At 39.0% G+C, this 20,531-nt stretch carries 21 protein-coding genes; 17 read left to right on the top strand and 4 right to left on the bottom strand.

What is annotated here, in order from left to right; all coding sequences use genetic code 11:
* The first annotated feature begins 55 nt into the window (after nt 1–55).
* The 8 genes from ACYX4O_RS12530 to ACYX4O_RS12495 all read left to right on the top strand — a co-directional run bounded on the left by ACYX4O_RS12530 (nt 56) and on the right by ACYX4O_RS12495 (nt 8,895).
* Nucleotides 56–784, top strand: a complete 729-nt coding sequence (locus tag ACYX4O_RS12530) for an ABC transporter ATP-binding protein (protein ID WP_476357123.1) — start codon at nt 56–58, stop codon at nt 782–784.
* On the top strand, nt 781–1,599 hold the full coding sequence (locus ACYX4O_RS12525; protein ID WP_476351371.1) for an ABC transporter permease: 819 nt from the start codon (nt 781–783) through the stop codon (nt 1,597–1,599). Before ACYX4O_RS12530 ends, ACYX4O_RS12525 begins: the two co-directional genes overlap by 4 nt.
* Nucleotides 1,600–1,611: 12 nt before the next feature.
* On the top strand, nt 1,612–2,379 hold the full coding sequence (locus ACYX4O_RS12520; protein WP_476351370.1) for a hypothetical protein: 768 nt from the start codon (nt 1,612–1,614) through the stop codon (nt 2,377–2,379).
* Nucleotides 2,380–2,438: 59 nt separating this feature from the next.
* Nucleotides 2,439–3,113: a response regulator transcription factor gene (locus tag ACYX4O_RS12515; protein WP_476351368.1), complete on the top strand. Its 675-nt coding sequence runs from the start codon at nt 2,439–2,441 to the stop codon at nt 3,111–3,113.
* Complete coding sequence (locus ACYX4O_RS12510) at nt 3,106–4,488, top strand: HAMP domain-containing sensor histidine kinase (protein WP_476351366.1); 1,383 nt, start codon at nt 3,106–3,108, stop codon at nt 4,486–4,488. Before ACYX4O_RS12515 ends, ACYX4O_RS12510 begins: the two co-directional genes overlap by 8 nt.
* 199 nt (nt 4,489–4,687) lie before the next feature.
* Nucleotides 4,688–5,590: an FAD-dependent oxidoreductase gene (locus tag ACYX4O_RS12505; protein ID WP_476351364.1), complete on the top strand. Its 903-nt coding sequence runs from the start codon at nt 4,688–4,690 to the stop codon at nt 5,588–5,590.
* Between the two features lie 643 nt (nt 5,591–6,233).
* On the top strand, nt 6,234–6,584 hold the full coding sequence (locus ACYX4O_RS12500; protein WP_476351362.1) for a VOC family protein: 351 nt from the start codon (nt 6,234–6,236) through the stop codon (nt 6,582–6,584).
* Between the two features lie 325 nt (nt 6,585–6,909).
* Nucleotides 6,910–8,895: a penicillin-binding transpeptidase domain-containing protein gene (locus ACYX4O_RS12495; protein ID WP_476351360.1), complete on the top strand. Its 1,986-nt coding sequence runs from the start codon at nt 6,910–6,912 to the stop codon at nt 8,893–8,895.
* A 212-nt stretch (nt 8,896–9,107) separates the two neighbouring features.
* On the opposite strand, the gene ACYX4O_RS12490 is transcribed toward ACYX4O_RS12495, so the two are convergent.
* Nucleotides 9,108–9,953 (bottom strand): methyl-accepting chemotaxis protein, encoded by an 846-nt coding sequence (locus ACYX4O_RS12490; RefSeq protein ID WP_476351358.1) that lies wholly within the window; start codon nt 9,951–9,953, stop codon nt 9,108–9,110.
* A gap of 14 nt (nt 9,954–9,967) precedes the next feature.
* Nucleotides 9,968–11,425: an aldehyde dehydrogenase family protein gene (locus ACYX4O_RS12485; RefSeq protein WP_476351356.1), complete on the bottom strand. Its 1,458-nt coding sequence runs from the start codon at nt 11,423–11,425 to the stop codon at nt 9,968–9,970.
* A gap of 257 nt (nt 11,426–11,682) precedes the next feature.
* Here ACYX4O_RS12485 and ACYX4O_RS12480 point away from each other — a divergent pair, with 257 nt between their 5' ends.
* The 5 genes from ACYX4O_RS12480 to ACYX4O_RS12460 all read left to right on the top strand — a co-directional run bounded on the left by ACYX4O_RS12480 (nt 11,683) and on the right by ACYX4O_RS12460 (nt 15,821).
* The gene (locus ACYX4O_RS12480) at nt 11,683–12,018 is read left to right on the top strand and encodes a hypothetical protein (protein WP_476351354.1); all 336 of its coding nucleotides are present in this window, start codon (nt 11,683–11,685) and stop codon (nt 12,016–12,018) included.
* 604 nt (nt 12,019–12,622) lie between these two features.
* A complete protein-coding gene (locus tag ACYX4O_RS12475) occupies nt 12,623–12,811 on the top strand; it encodes a hypothetical protein (RefSeq protein ID WP_476351352.1) in 189 nt (62 codons plus the stop codon).
* 48 nt (nt 12,812–12,859) lie between these two features.
* Nucleotides 12,860–13,321 carry a GNAT family N-acetyltransferase gene (locus ACYX4O_RS12470; RefSeq protein WP_476351350.1) on the top strand — a complete coding sequence of 154 codons (462 nt, stop codon included), beginning with the start codon at nt 12,860–12,862 and terminating at the stop codon, nt 13,319–13,321.
* 222 nt (nt 13,322–13,543) lie between these two features.
* Nucleotides 13,544–14,695: an MFS transporter gene (locus ACYX4O_RS12465; protein ID WP_476357121.1), complete on the top strand. Its 1,152-nt coding sequence runs from the start codon at nt 13,544–13,546 to the stop codon at nt 14,693–14,695.
* Nucleotides 14,696–14,948: 253 nt separating this feature from the next.
* The gene (locus ACYX4O_RS12460; RefSeq protein WP_476351348.1) at nt 14,949–15,821 is read left to right on the top strand and encodes an MraY family glycosyltransferase; all 873 of its coding nucleotides are present in this window, start codon (nt 14,949–14,951) and stop codon (nt 15,819–15,821) included.
* 133 nt (nt 15,822–15,954) lie between these two features.
* Here ACYX4O_RS12460 and ACYX4O_RS12455 read toward each other — a convergent pair whose 3' ends face one another.
* The gene (locus ACYX4O_RS12455; protein ID WP_476351346.1) at nt 15,955–16,512 is read right to left on the bottom strand and encodes a hypothetical protein; all 558 of its coding nucleotides are present in this window, start codon (nt 16,510–16,512) and stop codon (nt 15,955–15,957) included.
* 213 nt (nt 16,513–16,725) lie between these two features.
* Here ACYX4O_RS12455 and ACYX4O_RS12450 point away from each other — a divergent pair, with 213 nt between their 5' ends.
* From ACYX4O_RS12450 to ACYX4O_RS12435, 4 genes are all read left to right on the top strand, one after another.
* Nucleotides 16,726–17,220 (top strand): GyrI-like domain-containing protein, encoded by a 495-nt coding sequence (locus tag ACYX4O_RS12450; RefSeq protein ID WP_476351344.1) that lies wholly within the window; start codon nt 16,726–16,728, stop codon nt 17,218–17,220.
* 14 nt (nt 17,221–17,234) lie between these two features.
* Nucleotides 17,235–18,131 carry a hypothetical protein gene (locus tag ACYX4O_RS12445; RefSeq protein WP_476351342.1) on the top strand — a complete coding sequence of 299 codons (897 nt, stop codon included), beginning with the start codon at nt 17,235–17,237 and terminating at the stop codon, nt 18,129–18,131.
* Nucleotides 18,128–18,700: a hypothetical protein gene (locus ACYX4O_RS12440; protein WP_476351340.1), complete on the top strand. Its 573-nt coding sequence runs from the start codon at nt 18,128–18,130 to the stop codon at nt 18,698–18,700. The genes ACYX4O_RS12445 and ACYX4O_RS12440 overlap by 4 nt, the downstream gene beginning before the upstream one ends.
* A 65-nt stretch (nt 18,701–18,765) precedes the next feature.
* Complete coding sequence (locus ACYX4O_RS12435; RefSeq protein ID WP_476351338.1) at nt 18,766–19,785, top strand: S66 family peptidase; 1,020 nt, start codon at nt 18,766–18,768, stop codon at nt 19,783–19,785.
* Between the two features lie 47 nt (nt 19,786–19,832).
* Here the strand turns inward: ACYX4O_RS12435 and ACYX4O_RS12430 are convergent, their stop codons facing one another.
* The gene (locus ACYX4O_RS12430; protein ID WP_476351336.1) at nt 19,833–20,465 is read right to left on the bottom strand and encodes a hypothetical protein; all 633 of its coding nucleotides are present in this window, start codon (nt 20,463–20,465) and stop codon (nt 19,833–19,835) included.
* Nucleotides 20,466–20,531 lie beyond the last annotated feature (66 nt).

The following is a 20,531-nucleotide window of genomic DNA, read 5'->3' as shown; positions in this document are numbered from 1 at the left end:
GGTTTTTTCTTGATATTTGCTGTGTACGATGAATTCGTAATTTAAAGGAGGGTTCATATTGAAAAATGTGATTGAAACAGTTGGGATTTCGAAAAAAGTGAAAAAGAAGGTGTTGCTTGAAGATATTTCTGTAAAGGTGGAAGCTGGTTCAATTTGTGGATTTCTCGGACCAAATGGATCGGGGAAGACGACGTTAATGAGGATTATGATGGGATTAGTAAAACCCATTGATGGGAAGGTCTACCTTAACGGAATAGACGTTAATAAGAACAGATCAGAAGCTTTAAAACATGCTGGTGCGATGATTGAGTCGCCTCTTTTCTATGACTATTTATCAGGGCGCAAAATGCTTCTTAACTTAGCAAGGCTACATGTTGATTCAAGAGAAGAAAGAATGAAAAAGGTCGAAGAAGTTCTACAGATTGTTGGATTAGAGGATCGAGGGGATGACAAAATTCACACGTATTCATTAGGGATGAAACAACGTCTGGGTATTGCTCAATCCCTGCTTGGAGACCCGTCATTGATTCTATTGGATGAACCGGCAAATGGGTTGGACCCTATTGGAATGCGTGAGCTTAGAGAACTGATCATTTCGTTAAATCAAGAAAAAGGCATTACCTTTTTTATATCTAGTCATCTATTAGATGAACTCCAATTCGTTTGTAATAATTATATCTTAATTAGAGAAGGGGAGATTCTCTATCAAGGAAAAGTAGAGGATCTAATTAAAAATAAAGAAACACGCCTTGAAGATTTATTTGTAGAGATGATGACCTCATGAAGGCTTTGTTCACGAGCGAATGGGAGCGGTTATGGTCAAGGACTTTTGTGTGGGTGTCACTGTTAGCGATGCCTGTTCTTAATGTTTTATTAGGGCTCTATTACCAGTCTCTTAACCAATCTTTAACACAAGGATCTGTAAGTTATGCCACTGTTATGAACTTTCCTATATTAAGTATTTCAGAACATCTATTCATTACATTTAATCTTGTCCTGCTTGTTCTTGTGAGTTTCGTTATATCGGAAGAGCATCAAAAAGGGCAGCTAAGGCTGCTTCTTCAGAGAGCGTACTCATTAAAGCAAATTTTCTTCGCTAAGTTGGGGGTGCTGGCAGCTACAGTTTTTCTATATCTGGCGGTGTATGGTTTATCTTCATTTCTTGTAGGGGTCTTCTTATTCCAAATGCCAGAGCAGTCCGTTCAATTTATAAGCTTTAATTTGATTTCGAATTCAGATATGGGTATGTATACGATTGCTTATTATGGATTGGCTTATCTCTCAATAGCAGCGGTGTTATCATTGTTTTTATTTGTAAGTACACTTTGTCTATCTGTCAATTCATTTCTTGGAACAGGGGTCAGTTTGCTAGTATTTCTTATTGCAGTTCCTGAGCTTTTGCAATTATCGACGGTATTTCAAAGTAATGTTATGCCGATTATCTATTCTTCTATTACGAAGATTCAATACTCAGGTATTGCTCTTATGTTATTCAATGAAAGTAATCTGATGCGGCTCTTGAGTGTAATACTCGTGTACGTAAGTGGATTTCTTCTAGGTTCATATTTGTTATTTACACGAAGAAGTTACTTTAATTGAGGGGGAATAAATATGAAAGAACTAATTCATAGTGAATGGGAGCGCTTACTAGCTAGAAGGGTTGTAAAAAATTTAGTTTTTCTAATGGGGGTTATTACAATCGTAACGATATATTTTTTAACCATTTATGATAATGGTCAGTATACAACAAGTCAAAATACGAGCCTTGATGCAGTGAACTTCCCTTGGTTTGTATTAAGGGAAGTGTCATTTTTTATTACGCTTCTTCTTATGCCAATCGTGACGATAATATCTGTTAATAGTGAAGTGAAAACCAATGTCTACAATATGGTTTTAATTCGCCCATTCAACCGTGTATCCTTTTTGCTTGCAAAGTGGTTCAGTTTGTTGAAGTTAGGCGGTATTATTACTCTCGGCATTTTGATCATTTCTATTGGCGCTGGATTACTATTGTATGACCTGCCAAACAATATTTTTCTTTTTCAACAATCAGAGCCTACCACAATTCTTGGAGGCTATTTATATACTCTACAGTTTTATGGAGTATTTTATATCATCCTACTAGCAACTATTTTAGTCAGTTCGTGTGTAGCTTTATGGGTTGCCAACCCGATGTTGGCTTTTCTAATCTACATTATTTTATCTGGAGCACCTATATATTTTACAGATGCATTTTTATTTATGATCCTTCCAACTCAATCTATTTTCTTATCTTTATCAGAACCTGGCATCCCTTCTATTTATGGATTCATGGCTATGTTTATTTTTGCATTTGGGGTTATTACGATGGCTAGCTGGGAGAGGTATGATTTTAAGTAGTCGATGCCTATGGAGATCTATTATACTAGAGAAGGATATAAATGGAAGGGGGCCCATAAATGGAAAAACTTTTGATTGTAGATGATGAGCCAGACATTACAGCGATTTTAGCTGATGTTCTAGGGGAGGAAGGGTATGTAGTGACACAAATTCATGATGGGAGGGAAGCCATCCAATCCATATTGGAAACTTCATATGATCTAGTATTGTTGGATGTGATGATGCCTGGCGTAGATGGATTAACTGTTTGTCGTGAAGTTCGTTATCGTTCAACGGTTCCTATAATATTTTTGACAGCTAAGTCAGGCGTACCCAATCAAATTAAGGGGTTAAATGAAGGGGCAGATGATTATATTGAGAAGCCATTCTCTAACAATCAAGTTATCGCGCGCGTAAAAGCTCATTTAAGAAGGGAGAAACGTTATCAGAAAAGTTCTCAAACAAAATCTTATAAGTCACTTATCATCGACACCTCTACCCATGAGGCTTATTATAGACAAACGAAACTCGTCCTGACCAAAAGGGAATTTGATATTCTTCGTGTTCTTATCGATTTTCCGGGGCAAGTGTTTTCGAAAGACCAGCTGTATGAAAGGGTATGGGGGTTAGAAGCAGATGGGGATGCTTCTACTATTACAGAACATATCCGTAACATTCGTGCTAAGGTAAAACGTATTGATTCACAGTCTCAAATACTACAAACGGTTTGGGGAGTAGGGTATAAAATTGGGTGAGAAGAGGAGATCGTTAAAGAAACAAATTCAATGGACAATCTTTAGAACCATTTCATACAGTTTTTTATCTACACTGATCCTTGGTGGAATTATTTTGATATTGGTGCTGCGTCTCGGTGAGGAAAGCCATGCTAATTATTACGAAAAAAAAATTCCTGAAATAAAGACTTATATTCAGACGGCCAAGAGCGATCTAATAGATGATCCATCTGTTTCCAAACGGCGGCTAAATGAGGTTGTTCCTATAAGTGGTATGACCTATCACGTATATACTAAAGATGGTAGCTTCGTATATGGAACTTCTAATGGGGTGGATATAAGAGATCCAATAATAGAAAAGATTAATACGACAGATTTCAAAAATAATTCGTATCAAAAGTACATACCTATCTTGTCTCCTTCAAGAGAATTAGTGGGGATGGTAAAACTCAACTATCAGTTAGAGGCTGGAAAACCCATGAAAAGTCTGTCGATCCTTTTTGTTCTTGCGCCTTTTTTGTTTATAATTCTATTCACCTACTTATGTGGAGGTAAGTTAAGTAGGCGCTTGTTCACCCCTATAAAAGAAATAACGGGAGCAATTGACTCTGTTAAAGAACAAGATTTGGATTTTGCATTATATTCCACTAGGCGTAGTGACGAGTTGGGCGATTTGGCAAGAGCTTTTGAGACCATGAAAACTGAATTACATACATCTTTAGAGAAGCAATGGAAGCTTGAACAAGAGCGAAAAGATTTTCTGAGCGCCGTGACTCATGATTTAAAAACGCCTTTAACAATTATGAAATCTAATGCGCAAGTATTAGATAGAAAAATATATGACAAAGAGCGGGTATACACTTCTGCTATTTTAAAACAGATAAATCGTGTAACCAACCTCTTGCAAGAGGTGGAGAATGTCCAAACATTTGAAGGAGGGTGTTTCCCTATCCAATTACAAGAAATTGAGCCTAAAATTTTCCTTGAAAAAGAATTGGAATCATTTCGTAGTTATATAGAATCTAATGGGAACAAATATGTAATTCATTCAAATGATGAACGATCAGTTAAGAAATGTATTTGGCTCGATCCAGATCGTATACGCCAGGTTATAGAGAATTTAATTTCTAATAGCATCCGGCATACATCAGAGGGGAGTATAATCCATGTTCGGCTTCATTTTGCAGATGATTCTGTTCAACTTATATTATGTGACAATGGAGATGGTTTTGATGTTGATGATTTGCCTCAGGTATTTAAACAGTTTTTCAGAGGGAATTCTAGTACTTCAGGACAAGGGTTAGGGTTGACTATTGTTAAGGACATCATCCAAGCTCATAACGGCCAAGTGAATGCATGGAACAATGGAGGGGCTTGTATTTCTATTACATTATAAATTTGTTAAAAGTCCCATTCTAATAACTGTTAACTAGTAGAACGACCATATTGGAGTACTATTTCGTTTATATTGGGATGATAAAAGGAAAAGGAGTACACAATTGCTTATACTGTCGGAATTCATTATTGTTTTTCTATAAGGTAAAAACAAATTGACTGATAAAGCAAGTTTAAAAGTGGAAAAAGGAGAATAAACCATGAGTGAGCAGTATGAAGTAGTAGTTATTGGAGGAGGAGCGGCAGGATTGAATGCAGCGCTTGTTTTAGGAAGATCAAAGAGGAATGTACTTGTTTTGGACGAAAACAAGGCTCGCAATAACGTTACGAAAGCTTCCCATGGTTATCTTACTCGCGATGGTGTGAAGCCAGAGGAATTTAAGGAAATGGGAATTAGTGAAATTAAAGCTTATCCGAGTGTAACGTATATAGAGAGTAAAGTGACTTCGCTTCATAAAGAAGAGGGCCTCTTCCATATTCATGGTGGTGAACGCCACTATACAGCTGAACGTGTAATTGTCGCTACAGGTATGAAAGACGTGTTACCAGACATCAAGGGCATGGAGGATGTATACGGCACAACGGTGTTCCATTGTCCTTATTGTGATGGATGGGAGCGCAGAGAAGAACCGTTAGCGATTTTCGGAAACGACCCAGGATTATTGGATTATGTGAAATTGATCTATCACTGGAGCAAGGATCTCATCGTCTTCACAAATGGACCTGCAGAAATATCGGATGAAGAAAAAGAAGACTTATCCATTCATAATGTGAAACTAATAGAAGAGCCCGTTCGTGAACTGGTGTCGGAAAATGGGAACCTGAAGAGAGTAGTTGCAGAATCTGGTGATGTCTATCAACGTTCCAGTGGGTTTATATTAGATACAAGTGAAACCCAATCCTTCCCCCTTCATAAATATTTTAATATCGAATTTACCGAAATGGGAGGGTTTTACACGAAGGATGGCTGTGAAACCCTAGTAGAAGGACTATATGTGATTGGTGATTCAAGGCATGGTTTTTCTGGACTATTGAAAGCAGCCAGTGAAGGATATGAACTGGCCGTTGCCTTAAATCATGAAATGGCAGTGAATGACTGGTAGGAGAGGGGATAGGCCATTATTTCCGATCCTTCATTTAATAATGATTAGGGGGTGCAATCATACATGGTTGCCCCCTATTTTCGTTCTTAAAAACACCAAGACTAATAGAGTCGCTAAATAATTGCAAACCATTTGGAAGGTGAATGGAAAATGTTGTTGAACTAGTAAATTAGGATTTTAAAGAATCTTCATTATTTTCCAATTCAAATTCATCTTAATATTAAGGAGGGAGAATTATGGCTACTTGGGCTTGGGTTGCATTATTCGCAAGTATGTTCGTTGCGATATTTGGCGGAACTTATACGGGACAAAAGAAGAAAAAGCAACAACAAAATAAGAAATAGGTCCGGAGGGACAGGTACCTTGTCCCGTCTAGGACTGATGTGAGAGGGTTCACCTGATCTGTTTTATTATTTCTGTAAAGATTTTAATCCTAGAGAACAGTGACCTTTATACGCTGCGCCTCGCAAAGATGATGAATTTTTTAGGGATTAGTAAAGGTATAGTCGTAATTATAATTATACTTAGTAGTAACTCCGAAAAGTGTACGATATATTGTGAAAAATCTTACAACAAAAGCATCGGTGTTTCAGAAGGGGATTAGGGATTAATGTCGAAATGATGACCCAGGTAGGTGACGATTATGAACATCAAGGGATTTGGTGGAGTATTTTGGAGAACTAAGAATTTAGATTACGTGAAGAAATGGTATGGCGATGTTTTAAAGATAGAAATAGAAGATTGGAATGGGACTGTCCTTACTCCACAAGCAGGAAATGAAACTGTCTTCTCTTTCTTTTCAAAGAGCGACACGTACTTTCCAGAGGATCAGCAAGTCATGTTGAACTTTCAGGTCGAAAATATTGATGAGAGTATAAACCATCTTCAACAAATTGGGGTGCCCCTTGTGATGGAAAAGACGGTAAACGAATACGGGAAGTTTATTTGGATTAATGATCCAGAAGGAAGACGAATCGAGCTGTGGGAGAAATAGGGAAAGGTCCATTGTCAATCGGGTTTATAATTGGACTTTGAGAATGAAAGTTACGGACATGAAGAGGGTCTTCATGTCCTTTTTTGTTTTTCTGTAAATGAAGGTTTTTAAAGTGAATCCCTTCAAGATAAGGCAGGGGCATGTGCAAACATATATATATTATGTGATAGAAAAAAGGGACAAGGTACCTGTCCCTCTGCCCCGTTATATGTATAATGGTACTCCTTTTTGAATAGTTTCTAAAGGGACGGGTACTTTGTCGCTGGCGACCTGATCTTTTAGGGTTATTCTTTTGTCTGAGGATGACAGAAAAAGGAGAGAGAAGATGAAGTCTTGGAAAGGGTTCTTATTATATTTGATTTTAATGACGCTTGTAGCTTGTTTTGAGCAGCCGAAGCCAGAGGATACATTTACCTCGTATATGGATGCATGGGAGAAAGGTAAATATGGAGAAATGTATGAACTTCTTAGTGAGGGGACTAAAGAAGGGATAACGAAAGAAGAGTTTACAGAATTGTATACGAACAGCTATGAGAAAATGTCTATGGAGAATTTGGAGGTTACATACGGACTGTCTGAAGAGCAGAAACACGATAAAGAATCTACGCCTGCTTTTGATTTTGATGTGAAGATGGATACCATTGGTGGAAATATTAACTTTAGTCATAAGGCTGAACTTGTCTATGAAGAAGGAGGAGAAACGGATCGTTGGGCAATGAAGTGGGCTTATTCCCTGCTTTTCCCGGAGATGGAAGAAGGAGATGCGGTGCAGGTTGATACCGTTTCTCCTGAGCGTGGTGAAATATATGATGTGAACGGGGATGGGCTCGCTGTGAAGGGGCCTGTTCTCGAAGTGGGTATTGTTCCAGGTGTTATGGAAAACGAAGAGGAGTTAAAGAAGGGATTATCTGAAATTTTGGGGCTGTCTGTAGAAAGAATAGATCAGAAACTGAATCAGTCATGGGTGAAAGATGATCTCTTTGTTCCGTTAGCGATGGTGCCTAAAGCGGATAAAAAGCGTTTGGATGCCATTTTAAATGGGGATCTCCCGAGAGGGTACCAGGTGAATACAGGGAAAACAGCTCGCGTTTATCCTTTAGGGGAAGCGGCAGCTCATCTAACCGGTTACGTTGGTAACATTACAGCAGAAGAGCTTGAGGATCGAAAGGAAGAAGGTTATTCTTCGACGGATCGAATTGGAAAGTCAGGACTTGAGCTGCTCTATGAAGAAAAGTTGAGGGGCACTCCTGGGTTTAAAGTATTTATAACGAAGGACAAAGATGGGATAGAGGATATCTTACTTACAGAAAAGGCTGTTGAAAACGGGGAAGATCTAACGTTAACGATTGCGAAAAACGTACAGGAAACAGTCTACAAGGAAATGGAAGCTGATTCAGGAACAGCGTCTGCTATCAATCCAACGACTGGTGAAGTAAAGGCACTAGTGAGTACACCTACTTATGATCCGAATGCGTTAAGTTTGGGGCTGGGTTCTGAAGGGCCGACCCTCAATAAATTTACAAAAACCTATTCGCCAGGCTCTACATTTAAAACAATTACAGCATCGATTGGTTTAGAAACAGGAACGATTCAACCTGATGAGGAAATGCCGATCAATGGAGAAACTTATAAGGCTAAAGCGGGCTACAGTGTAACAAGAGTTAAGAGTGCTGCGGTTGATAAGCAGGTAGACTTACGCGATGCACTTGTTCGTTCGGATAATATCTACTTCGCACGTAAAATTGTAGAAGTAGGGGGTGATTCTTTCCAAGAACAGGCGCGTCAGTTTGGTTTTAATGAAAAGCTTCCTTTCCCTTATTCGATTCAGAAGTCGCAATTGGCCAATGAAAACAAACTTGGCAGTGAATCATTGCTAGCAGCAACAGGTTATGGACAAGGCGAAGTGGAGATGAGTTCCTTGCACTTGGCGATGACATACACGCCATTTGTGACAGGTGGGACGCTGTTAAAGCCAACTTTATTAGCGGAGGAAGAAACAGGTCAAGTCTGGCACAAGGATGTGGTGAATCAAGAAACAGCATCCCTTATTACAGAAAGGCTGAAAGCTGTTGTGCAAGATCCTGAAGGAACGGCTTATAGTCCAGTTATAGAAGGGTTGAACATAGCTGGGAAAACCGGATCAGCTGAGTTGAAAAAGGCTGGGGAAGAAGAAGGTCAGGTAAACGGGTGGTTCGTCGCCTGGAACACGGACACTAATCATCTCCTTGTATCGATGATGATTGAAGATGCAGAGGATGGCAGTCATGAGGTAGTACCGAAAGTGAAGAATATACTTGATCAGATTAGATAATTAATCCCGGGACACTAGGGACAGGTACATTGTCCCTGGGTCAGAAAAAACGGACATGAAGAGATGCTCTTCATGTCCGTTTAGTATGTTCCTGGTTTGAATTATTCTTGTAATATCAGGATTAAAATTAATAATCCGAATATAATTTACACTTAATTAGTTTATTTGTTTTGAGACGCGAAGGGACAAGGTACCTGTCCCTCTGGCCCAATTTATTCAAGTCTTGTTTTAGCCATTTCGGATAATTTTTCTGCGTTATGACTAATTTCCTCTAAGGTGGCTGAGATTTCTTGGATGGCAGCGGCCTGAGTATCGGAAATTTGGTTGACTTCGTCAAACGACTTGTGTAAATTGTTGACCATTTCTTGAATATTGGTCGTGATCTGGTTGACTTGCCCTACATTTTCTTTTGAGGAGCTCGCAAGCTTTCGGACTTCGTCAGCCACTACGGAAAATCCTCTTCCTGCTTCACCCGCGCGAGCTGCTTCAATTGAAGCATTCAGTCCTAAGAGATTACTTTGGTCTGAAATCTCTCTTACGGTTTTGGATATACCGTGAATTTCCTTAGCGCTGTCCTGTACTGAACTTACTTGCGTCGTAATTCCTTTCATACGATCTGCTAGATCAGTAACTGAAGAGGATACATCCTGGATAGTGGCACTCGTTTGCTCGACAACTGCAGATAAACTTTCCGCTACTTCGTGTAGTTGATTCGCATTTTCAAGACTTGTCCCAATTCCAACGCCTCCAACGACTTGACCGTTTTCATCGAACAAAGGTATTGCTTTAGCAACAAGTGGGAATCCGAAGAGTTCTTTAGGCACGAAATCGTGTTTCATTTCCCCTTCCCGTATGGCGTTTGTAATAATATCACCCTCTACTAAAGGGTCTCCTTCTGTGACATCAAGGGCAAAGGTCTTAGCCGGAATATTTAACAACAATTTTTCCTTATCGTATATTCCAACTGTAATATCATCTAAAATTAACGTATTTAACAGTGGAGCAACGTTAATAAATGACTCCAGCAAATGGTGGGTTTGTGTTGTCTGGTTTAACATGTAAATCCTCCTGATTAATAAGGGAATGAGCGTTGGCTGTAGTTTACAGAGATCCACTTCATGGTTGTGAATTCATCAAGGCTCCATTGTCCGTTTAAGCGACCAATTCCTGATTGCTTTTCTCCGCCAAAGGCAACAATCGGTTCGTCATTAATCGTGACATCATTTACGTGAATCATTCCTGTTTCCACCATTTGTGAGAATCGAACGCCTCTATCAATGTTCTTGGTATGAACAGCACCGCTAAGCCCGAACTTTGTTTCATTGGCTAATTGAATAGCCTCTTCATCTGTCTCAAACGATTCTAGTACAACGACTGGACCAAAGAGTTCTTCCTGAGCCACACACATATGAGGCTGAACATTCGTTAAGACAGTAGGATGTACCATTGTACCTTGAATCTTACCTTCTAATGCGAGTGTTGCGCCTTCTTGAATCCCCTGGTCAATTAGCTTTTGAAGCGTTTGGGCTTGTCTTGTATTCATTACAGGACCTATGACAGTGTCTTCTTCGTTTGGATTACCGACTTTCAGTGATTGTACTTTCTCAATAAATTTCTCTTTAAAAGCTTCATACAATGAAGAATGCACGAGAATCCGGTTAGCTGACATGCATATCTGACCTTGGTGAGTGAATCGGCTGAATACAGCTGCATGTACAGCGTAATCCAAGTCAGCATCATCAAGAACAATGAATGCACTGTTACCACCAAGCTCAAGAAGTGGCTTCTTGAATTGTCCGACAGCTTTTTGGCCAATATGTCGTCCGACTTTGGTGGAGCCAGTAAAGGAGATAACGTTTGGTATTGGATGTTCAACGAAACGGTCGCCAATTTCTTCAATATCGGTTACAACTACATTTAATAAACCAGCTGGTAATCCCGCTTGTTCAAAGATCTTTCCAATTAGCGTCCCGCCAGTTATAGGAGTTTCTTCATGAGGTTTTAACACAACTCCATTCCCTGCACCAAGAGCTGGTGATACAGATTTCATGGATAAGAAGAATGGAAAGTTAAAGGGACTAATTACACCAACAACCCCAGCAGGCTTACGGTAAAGGCGGTTTTCTTTACCATCTACTGGGGATGGGAGGATGTGGCCGTCCATACGAAGAGGGAACGTTCCTGCTTCCTTAATCATATCGATAACCAGGCCGATCTCAAAGTTAGCTTTTAATCTTGTGCCACCTAACTCTTCGATAATTAATTGAACAATCTCTTCATGATGATCTTCAATGAAGCGAACAGCTCTCTCAAAAACCTCTCTGCGCTTATAAGGATTTATCTTCGCCCATTCGCTCATGGCATCATCTGCACGGTTATAAGCTTCGTCGAGCTCATCTTGAGTAGCGATTCTAAATGAGGTAAGTGTTTCTCCATTGTAAGGATTGAGGTCCTCTAAGGAACGAGAATTTTGTCCGATGATCCATTCACCGTTTATGTATTGTTTATTTAAATCTGAATACGTTAGCATGACTTAACTCCTTTATTTTGAAAAAAATGTGAGAACAGAGTTTATATCGGACAGAATTCGACAAAAGTTTAACCTATTTACATAAAAGATATGATTTTCTAGAACGAAGAGGTTTATTTCACTGGTATCTAAAATTGTTTCCAAGAGTGAGCGAACACAGTTGGTAAATGTTTTATATGTTTTAGAAGACGTTCGTCCATACCGATATCAGGTTTTCAGCATCTACTAATAGGGAGAGCAAGGAAGGAGGGGATAGTATGAGTTGTTGTCCTGAGCCTCAAGTTGTTACGGTTAGCACGTGCAATACATTTAATACTTCTCAAGACATTTCAGGAACACCAGTTCTCGTTTTTCAACAATCATCAGGAAATCCATCTGGATATGTAACTTTAGTTAATTTTAATGCAAGTGGTGGTCCAGCTAATGTAAGCACAGATAGTGCAGGAACAACTGTTATTGCCACAGCTGATTCAGATAATAGTGTTACAGTTTATGTGGAGAGCCTGCAAGAACTGTATGTTTCCTCGTCTACAGCTGCAATACCAGTCCTTGGGCAAGTAGTTGTAAACGCAATACAAACAACAAGACCATAAAAAAAAAGGACACTAGGGACAGGTACACTGTCCCTAGTGTCCTATTTATTAAGCTATTTATTCCATCAAACTTGACTACTGTTCGTAAGCTTAAAAGGAAGAGAACTTATCTCTTCTTCAAAAAGAATGAAGGAAAAAATATCCTTTTATAGAAGTGAGTAATGATACCTTTATAGATTTTGAAGGGGGAATAGGACATGGGTGTACATGCAAGCAATTCAATGCGCGGGGTTATAGTTGTTAACCAAAAAAATTAGTTGGATTTCGTCTGCTTTGTGAGGGTCCAGAGGAATATGGTGTTGAGATACCGAAAGTCTTTGAGGAAATTGAAAGCCGTAAGATGCAATAATCCATCTTGTTGAGCCGAATAGGCTTATTGGCGTATTTAAAGCTTCAGAAACCACACCAGAAGAAACATCAAGGATTTATAAGGTTTATGATGATTTACACCAATGGTTAGGGGAGCAAGGATATAACAGGGTACCAACAAGGTGGTCATTAGAAGTGTATTCGAAATGGTCTAAGCATGAGAATCATGTGGACATTTGTGATCCTATAAATTTAGAAGATCCTTTAAGCAAACTAAAAAAGGAAGACGAATGACATGAATAAATACATATTGCCTCACATGTACCTTTTCTTTGGCATGGCATTTTTTATCTTTTCACTAACAATCATACCAGGGACTTGGCTGTTAAGTTTTATCTGCTTTTATGGCTCCATGATTATGATGGTCGTTGGCCTTATGTGGATTTTTGTATTGTTATTTCGTGAAGACAAACGGACTATTTAATAGATCTGTCATGTGATGTACTTTGGGGATTAAAAAGGGGGGTTCACAGTGAACATAAGGTTCGCTGAATTAAAAGATATTGAGCAATTAATAAGAATGAGATGGGACTTTACAATCGAAGATGATGACACGAAGAGAAGTGCATCCTTTCATGATTTTGAAAGAGAATGCCGCGTTTTTTTAGAACAAGCAATTCAAAATGAGAAATGGTTTATTTGGGTGGCAGAGGAGAACGGAAGAGTTCTTTCACATATCTACATAGAATTAATCCAAAAGGTCCCTAGGCCTGGTAGAACAACGTATCCTTTCGCTTATATGACTAATGTATATACAGTGCCAGAAGGTCGGAATAAAGGGATTGGGAGTAAGATGCTTAAGGCGATACATGAATGGGTTAAAGAGAAACATTATGAATTTGTCATTGTATGGCCTAGTGATGATTCTGTTCCCTATTATGAGAAAAATGGGTACACACACTGTATAGAGCCTTTGGAGTATTTCCCTCGTTAATATAAGTTTATTGGTGAGGCGCCAAGAATCCGGGATGAGGGGACAGGTACCTCGTCCCTTAGTGTCCTGAACTATTAGGTCGCCGCGTGGGACGACGTACCTGTCCCCCCAACCCCACAAAAGATATAGAGGCACTTTAGTAAAGGGGGTACAAAAATGAGTACCTGGAAGAATCCGATTTTATTACTATCAGGCGTTGGTATCTCTTTTCTTGGGAACTGAATCTATTTAATTGCAATTAATCTCATGATATTAGACCTAACGGGTTCGGCAGCTGCTGTAGCTGGCCTTTATGTGTTGAAGCCCATCGCAGTTTTATTGATGAACGTGTGGTCGGGGAGTGTCGTAGACCGGGTGAATGAGAGAAAGCTTATGGTGTTTGTTGATATCATTAGAGGTGCACTCGTTTTATATATTCCTTTTCTATCATCTCTATGGGGAATCTATTCTTTAATTCTTGTAATTAATATGATTGGAGCGTTTTTTGGTCCCGCTTCATCTGTGTACATAACGAAACTCGTGCCTCAAACGAAACGGAAGCGGTTTAATTCGTTGTTGAGTATGGCGAATTCAGGGGCATTCCTAATCGGACCAGGTTTAGCTGGTGTGTTAATTATGATGGTAGGTACCGAACTCTGTATTGTCATTAATGCGATCACTTTTCTCGTATGTGCTTTTCTCATCTACCTTCTTCCTGATGCAGGTGATCAGTCAGGAAAAGTTCGTGAACCAATGACGTGGAAAGGGGTTATAAATGATTGGATCGTTTTAAAAGGGTTTGCTGGTAGAGCGCCTTTCTTTATAACGGTTTATCTATTGTTTCAGGGCGCTATGCTTATGGGATTTGCATTAGATTCACAAGAAGTAACTTACATAAAACAACACCTTAACCTCTCAGATCAACAATACGGTTTGGTTGTAAGTGTAACAGCAATAGGCTCATTATCGGGAGGAAGTGTGGCTGCTATATTTGCCAATAAACTGTCTACAAGACTTTACTTGGATGGTGGCATTTTACTTTCATCTATAGGCTATGTGTTATTCTACTCTTCTTTTAATATGTTAACGGCAACGGCGGCCTTTATTTTTTTAGGCTTTTTTATGACGTTTGCGAATGCAGGATACGCGACCTATTTTCAAAATACAGTACCTGTTGACCTTATGGGGCGCTTTGGAAGTGTGGCGAATATGATTCAAGGGGTTATTCAAATTTTGTTAACGACTCTTCTTGGATTGTTTGCTCAATGGTTTACGTTACAGGTAGTCAGCCTAATCTTTGCGGGAGTTGGAACGTTAATGGCCCTTTTACTGCTATTCAAGGTCTTTGTTCCATCAGAACACAACGATTTTTATAATCATCATGTATCATTATGAGTGGGATGAGGGGACAGGTACCTCGTCCCTTAGTGTTCCGAACTATTAAGTCGCTACGAGGGACAACGTACCTGTCCCCCCATCCCAATCCCACCATCAAAAAATCGGTAAATTAACAGAAAATTTAAATTAAATTTACAAAGAATACAAGACTTCTTAAAAGGTTTCCGGTTACAATAGGGGTACATAGTTATTAAGTACCAGTTAAGGATGAAGATCGGTAATCGAAATCTTTTGAGAAGGTGGTGCGGAGTTGAATTTTGCGGTAGTATTAGGGTGTTTAATCCCAATTATTTGTAAACAAATTTCTAGTGGTTCTTATAATGGTAGGTTTTTGAATACGCCGAGGGTAACGAGTAGTGTTGTGATGTGGCTAAGTTTTACAATTGGGTTACTCCTTATTGGCTCGGAAGGTTTTTATTCGGTTCCTATTATGGTAGGAGGGCTCGTCCTTATTGTAACGGATTATGGGTCCAATTCTTTATGGATTGGTGAAGCAGGGAGAACGTTTGGGCGAATAGCAGCTATACTAGTTGTATCTATATTTGGAAATATTCAACTAGATTATATGTTCTTTCCTCTATTAAATGAGGAGCTATCGTTACAATTTGTTTCAATTCCGTTAACAATCTTATGGTTCTTATTCGTAATGTCTGCGGTTCATATGGCAACTAAAATCTCAACTAGTGGTACAAAAGTAATTTCTGGAGTTCTGTTAGTCATGTTAATGATTGCCGTCTCCTTAGGTCACGCATATGTGGTGATGTTTACTGGACTTTTATTCTTATCGATTATGAGCACTCATTATGCGTTTGGTACCGAGAGTACTTCAACTTTTGACATTTCAGGGTTTATGATTGGGATTATTACGGTAATGGATATTACTCACAAAGATGGAGCCTTTATTCTAGGGGGGACTTTAATTGCAATAACTGCTATACTTGCCATTATCCATGGGTATCGAACGGGCACTGCGCGTCAGAAGCGAGCAATTTCTTACAGTCTGATTACCTTTGTGGGAGTAGGATTAGTTATTGCTTCTATTCAATATATATTGCTCACTTTTATAACACTTGCTGCTCTTTATCTATTCTTTTCTCACGAGTCAGAGCCTGAGCAAGTATAAGAAAAGCCGTATCTTGTAACAGAGGGTTCGTGAATGACGGGAATATAATTCTATAATCAAAAGAGGCCATTCGTATAGGAATTAGCCTCTTTTTTGTGGTTCTATTATAAATGTCCAGCTGAGCGCTCGATCTTTACGTTGTTTCCTTTATTATGGATTCAGCAATTTCAAATGCTTTATCTTTCGTTAATCCTTCTCTCAATACAAATTCAATGGAATAAGATCCTTCCTCTACGTTAAAAAACATGAGCACTACCTCTTCATCCTTAAGCTTACTCTCACTAAATTGAACGTCTACTCCATGTATATTCTTCATTTCAGTTTCATCAATGCTAATTGTATTTTTAACGTTATGATACGTTATTCTAAATAGCCAAGGCTCTCCATCGTATAAGCCATACACAACGGTTGACTCCATATCTTTTTCGTAATCATCAATAAATTCCTCATCCATCAATGTCCCTTTGTTCTTAGAGTAAACAACAGCTAGATCTTTAGCATCACCAGTAGGGGCAGAAACAATTTGTGCTGAAGTAATTGGGTACTCTTTATATTGGGGTATAAATACATCGGTCCCAATTTCTTCAGTTACTTTCTCGTCAAAAGAATCCGTAACGCTACTTGATTGTGAAGAACAGGCGCTAAGCAGTAATGGGAGGGTTATGAACAGAAGTACAGTCCCTGATCTCACTTTCTCACCCCTTATTTAGTTGTATCATCTTATATTAACATATAATTCCAATTAATTTATAAAAAACATTTTGCTAATCAGAATCTCTCCATGATTAAAATACTGGAACTTTTATAAAAGTTGATCGTAAATTTCTTATTAAGGGAACAATTTCATTGAAGTCCGATGTTTTCAAGAGACAGGTAGTCTCATATACATGATTCTAAGGAGGAAATGAACATAGAACCGAAAATACTTGATATTAAAAAGAAACATTTAGTAGGCAAAAGCGTGGTTATGTCGTTCCAGGAGAATCGCACTGTAGAGTTATGGCGTTCATTTATGCCTGAAAGAAATCAAATACACAGCCGGGTTGATTCATGTTTTTACTCACTCCAAGTGTATCCGTCTCTTTTCTCATTCAGCGATGTAGATCCTAATACGAATTTTAGGAAATATGCGTTAGTTGAGGTTTCAGAACTTAAACATATTCCTTCTTCTATGGAAGTGTTCACGCTTCCTGAAGGAAAGTACGCTGTTTTTATTCACAAAGGTCCAGCCAGCACATTTATGCAAACATTAACTTACATCTATGAAATGTGGCTGCCTGAGTCTCCTTATGTGATTGATGACAGACCTCATTTTGAACGTTTGCAAGAAGGTTATCACCCGGAGGATGCTGAAGCTGAAGAAGAAGTATGGATACCGATTAAACTGGGGCAAGAGTAAGGAGGGGGGAGTCTATGAAAGGTAAAACGTTTATGATTTTAGTAGTGATTACCATAATAAGTTGGGGAGGGAATGCGTTTTATTTTCAATCGAAGCAACTTGAAGCTCCTGTTTTTTTTAAGCACTATTATGAAGAGTATCGAAATCCAACTTTCTATTACATAACGAATAAAAACAATCCAAAGATAATACAGTCAATCACACTCCAAAACGGTGAGAGATTATATACAGATTCAAGCAATGGCTTTTTTGATAACAGACCACAACCATTAACAAAAGCTCGCTATACCCATTATGTGATGGCATTTACTACATTCAATTTAAGTAATAATCAATACGACAGCATAGAACACCAAGGTGAGGCTACGGTATCTTTCAAAGATGGAAGTACGATTACAACAGATATAGGCACTCTAAACTATCATCAAGAACAGAATGTGGCTAACCCTTCTGTATTTGAGCGAACAATGCATGCGAGTGGCAACAATGATACCGAGTCCGTTACCTCAAGAGCGTCCGAAAATATAACGATTAATGGCCTGGAATTCCCAAGAGTAGAGCTACAAGAGGATATATCCATCAAATTTGAAACAAATCAAGAAGAGTTAGATTTGTCTGAAACACAGCAACCTGGATGGTTATCTGAGGATAAGTCTGAGGATTGGCAAGGAGTAGAAGGGGTTTCATACGACGAGTCTCTTTTCCCAATATCCTTGCAGAAAGGAAATTGGATTAAAGTACATTTACATACTCAGTCTTCTCACTATCAAGCTTATTCCTACTATATAAATATGTTAGGAGAAAAAGAAAATGGAGAACAATTTCGAAAGCCATTGTACGTGTCTAAAGTAGAACCTTACCTAAATGAAGATGAACTTCAAGATTACCTTAAAAGGAGGCACTTAGAGTGAAGAAACCATACCATATGCTTTTTGGGGGATACCTATTTGTATTTATTGACTTCTCTGTTGGGATTGATTTAATGGCAGATAGTATTGGGTATCTTATGATGGTAAATGGATTATCGAACCTACCACTTAACAGCCCTTATGTTCAAAGGGCAAAAGGGGTAGCCATAATGTTAGCTCTGGTTGCCATTCCTCAAATTATGAGTTTCCAGACCACCTCTTTGGCTTCAGGCGTTCATATTAATTTTTGGTGGGGGATGTATTCCCATATAATTAGTCTATTGGATATCACTCTCGTCTTTTTCATATTTAAATGTTTGCTTGAAATCATAAGACATAAAGATCATTTACCATTACATTTACAAACGCAGCATCTTTTTAAAGGGGTTATTTCTATTAAACTAGTCTATTTATTTGTAACCCCTTTTCTTATGAATATTCCGGAAAATTTGGTACTTCCTATTGGGGTTGGTGCCTTACTGTTAATTATTATAGGCGACCTTTTCTTCTTAGGAGTGTTAAGGAAGTATCACAAAGAAGTCCCAGGAAATGAGCATCCTGTTTCCCTATAAGTTTTTACTAGATCCTCTATCAATCTTCTGTTAGTATTAGCTAAAAATGGAAGTGGGGGTTCCGCATGATTTCATATCCGCATCTAACCGAGGATACATATACAATTGGAGTGACTGCACCATCTTCTGGTGTGCCACTAGAGCTTCATCCCCTTTTACAACAAGTAGAAGAGAAGATGAAGAGAACCGGTAAAGCAACGGTCTTTGGCCAAACGGCCTGGAAACAGGATAAGGCGCGAGCAGCCTCTGCAGAAGAAAGAGCGCAAGAATTTAATACTATGATTAGAAACGATAGCGTGGATGTGATGATCCCGCCTTGGGGAGGGGAACTGTTAATTGAAGCGCTAGAGTACATTCAATTTGAGGGTTTACCAGCAAAATGGGTGCTTGGCTATTCAGACACAAGTCTTCTTTTATTAGCGATTACGTTAAAAACAGGGGTCGCAACAGCTCATGGAACGAATCTTGTTGATTTGCGAGGGGAAGAGTCAGACCCTACCACTAGCAGATGGATTGATGTGTTAACGACTGAAAAGGGAGGGTGCGTTACACAGTATTCTTCTGATTATTATCAGAAAGAGTGGGATTTCGAAAATCCAACTCCACATATCTTCCATTTAACAGAATCTACAGAATGGAAAACAGTAACAGGTGCTCCGGTCCAAGTGGAGGGGCGGTTACTAGGTGGCTGTATCGATGTTGTACGTCACTTAGTGGGAACTCCATTTGATAGAGTAGATAATTTCCAACAGGAGTACATCGGTTCTGAGCCGGTTCTTTGGTATTTTGAGAATTGCCAGCTTTCCACGACAGATCTGCGCAGAACGCTTACTCAAATGAAGCTAGCAGGATGGTTTAATCATATATCTGGTATTCTTTTTGGGAGAAGTCCTGCTAATCACCCTGTAGGGAATTATGAGGTCCTAGATGTGTATCAGGAGTTGGCTGAGGAGTTAGACGTTCCTATTATCTATGATATAGACTGTGGGCACGTTCCGCCTCAATTGACCCTTGTGAATGGAGCCTATGCGAAAGTTAGCGTTCAGAGTGGAGCGGGCACTATTGTTCAGACATTCAAACCATAGCCTTACATTCCTCATGTTTACAAAAGCTAGCACACCTTGTGCTAGCTTTATTGGAGTTCTTCTCGAGTAATTTCTTGCATGACCCACTGATTCCCATTGTGGGTTACTTTGAAGTGCGCCTTTATATGGCCGATTAGTTCATTATTCCTTTCTTGCACAATTTCATACGTTTGATCTCCAAGTTGATTGAGCGTAAATGGTTGTTCGGGTTGCAGTGTTAACCCTCCGTCTCTGGGTTTTACTTGGAACTCCCCATCCCTGGTCCAAAATAGCTCCTCTGCATTAGACGAAGCTAATTCTTCTGCCATCGTTTCTTTATAATAGGATGTAATTTCTGATGTAGATGTATAGTCGTTCTCTTCTTTGTCATCTTCCATGACCTGAATCGTATGTGTAATGGCTTCTTCATAATCTAGTGCTACTTGTTTAGCTTCCTCTTTAGAAAGGGTAGGCTGAGCACTAGTCTTACTTTCTGATGAGTCGCTATCGTTTGTATTTGATGCGTTCTTTTTACTATTATTTTCCGTATCGTCTTGTGAGCTAAGAGTTTCTTTCTTCTCCTTATTTGCCTGGTGTTCTTCTGACATTTGTGTGCTTTCCTTCTGTCCTCCTTCATCTTCGTTTGCTGCACACCCTATCAACGGAAGCGCAAGCAACAATAAAGCTACTACCTTTTTCATATTTTTCCTCCTTTATTAATAGGTGTTTCACAAACGTAGAAGAGGAAAACATGTCTTTTACTTTCT

The sequence above is a fragment of the Pontibacillus sp. ABV4_188 genome (assembly GCF_056311905.1).
This window is presented reverse-complemented; position numbering and strand designations above follow the sequence as displayed.

Excerpts from the sequence above, each read along its gene's own strand:
- ACYX4O_RS12525 (WP_476351371.1), top strand. The coding sequence starts at position 781 with ATGAAGGCTTTGTTCACGAGCGAATGGGAGCGGTTATGGTCAAGGACT.
- ACYX4O_RS12520 (WP_476351370.1), top strand. The coding sequence starts at position 1,612 with ATGAAAGAACTAATTCATAGTGAATGGGAGCGCTTACTAGCTAGAAGG.
- ACYX4O_RS12515 (WP_476351368.1), top strand. The coding sequence starts at position 2,439 with ATGGAAAAACTTTTGATTGTAGATGATGAGCCAGACATTACAGCGATT.
- ACYX4O_RS12505 (WP_476351364.1), top strand. The coding sequence starts at position 4,688 with ATGAGTGAGCAGTATGAAGTAGTAGTTATTGGAGGAGGAGCGGCAGGA.
- ACYX4O_RS12500 (WP_476351362.1), top strand. The coding sequence starts at position 6,234 with ATGAACATCAAGGGATTTGGTGGAGTATTTTGGAGAACTAAGAATTTA.
- ACYX4O_RS12495 (WP_476351360.1), top strand. The coding sequence starts at position 6,910 with ATGAAGTCTTGGAAAGGGTTCTTATTATATTTGATTTTAATGACGCTT.
- ACYX4O_RS12490 (WP_476351358.1), bottom strand. The coding sequence starts at position 9,953 with ATGTTAAACCAGACAACACAAACCCACCATTTGCTGGAGTCATTTATT.
- ACYX4O_RS12485 (WP_476351356.1), bottom strand. The coding sequence starts at position 11,425 with ATGCTAACGTATTCAGATTTAAATAAACAATACATAAACGGTGAATGG.
- ACYX4O_RS12480 (WP_476351354.1), top strand. The coding sequence starts at position 11,683 with ATGAGTTGTTGTCCTGAGCCTCAAGTTGTTACGGTTAGCACGTGCAAT.
- ACYX4O_RS12475 (WP_476351352.1), top strand. The coding sequence starts at position 12,623 with ATGAATAAATACATATTGCCTCACATGTACCTTTTCTTTGGCATGGCA.
- ACYX4O_RS12450 (WP_476351344.1), top strand. The coding sequence starts at position 16,726 with ATGAACATAGAACCGAAAATACTTGATATTAAAAAGAAACATTTAGTA.
- ACYX4O_RS12445 (WP_476351342.1), top strand. The coding sequence starts at position 17,235 with ATGAAAGGTAAAACGTTTATGATTTTAGTAGTGATTACCATAATAAGT.
- ACYX4O_RS12435 (WP_476351338.1), top strand. The coding sequence starts at position 18,766 with ATGATTTCATATCCGCATCTAACCGAGGATACATATACAATTGGAGTG.
- ACYX4O_RS12430 (WP_476351336.1), bottom strand. The coding sequence starts at position 20,465 with ATGAAAAAGGTAGTAGCTTTATTGTTGCTTGCGCTTCCGTTGATAGGG.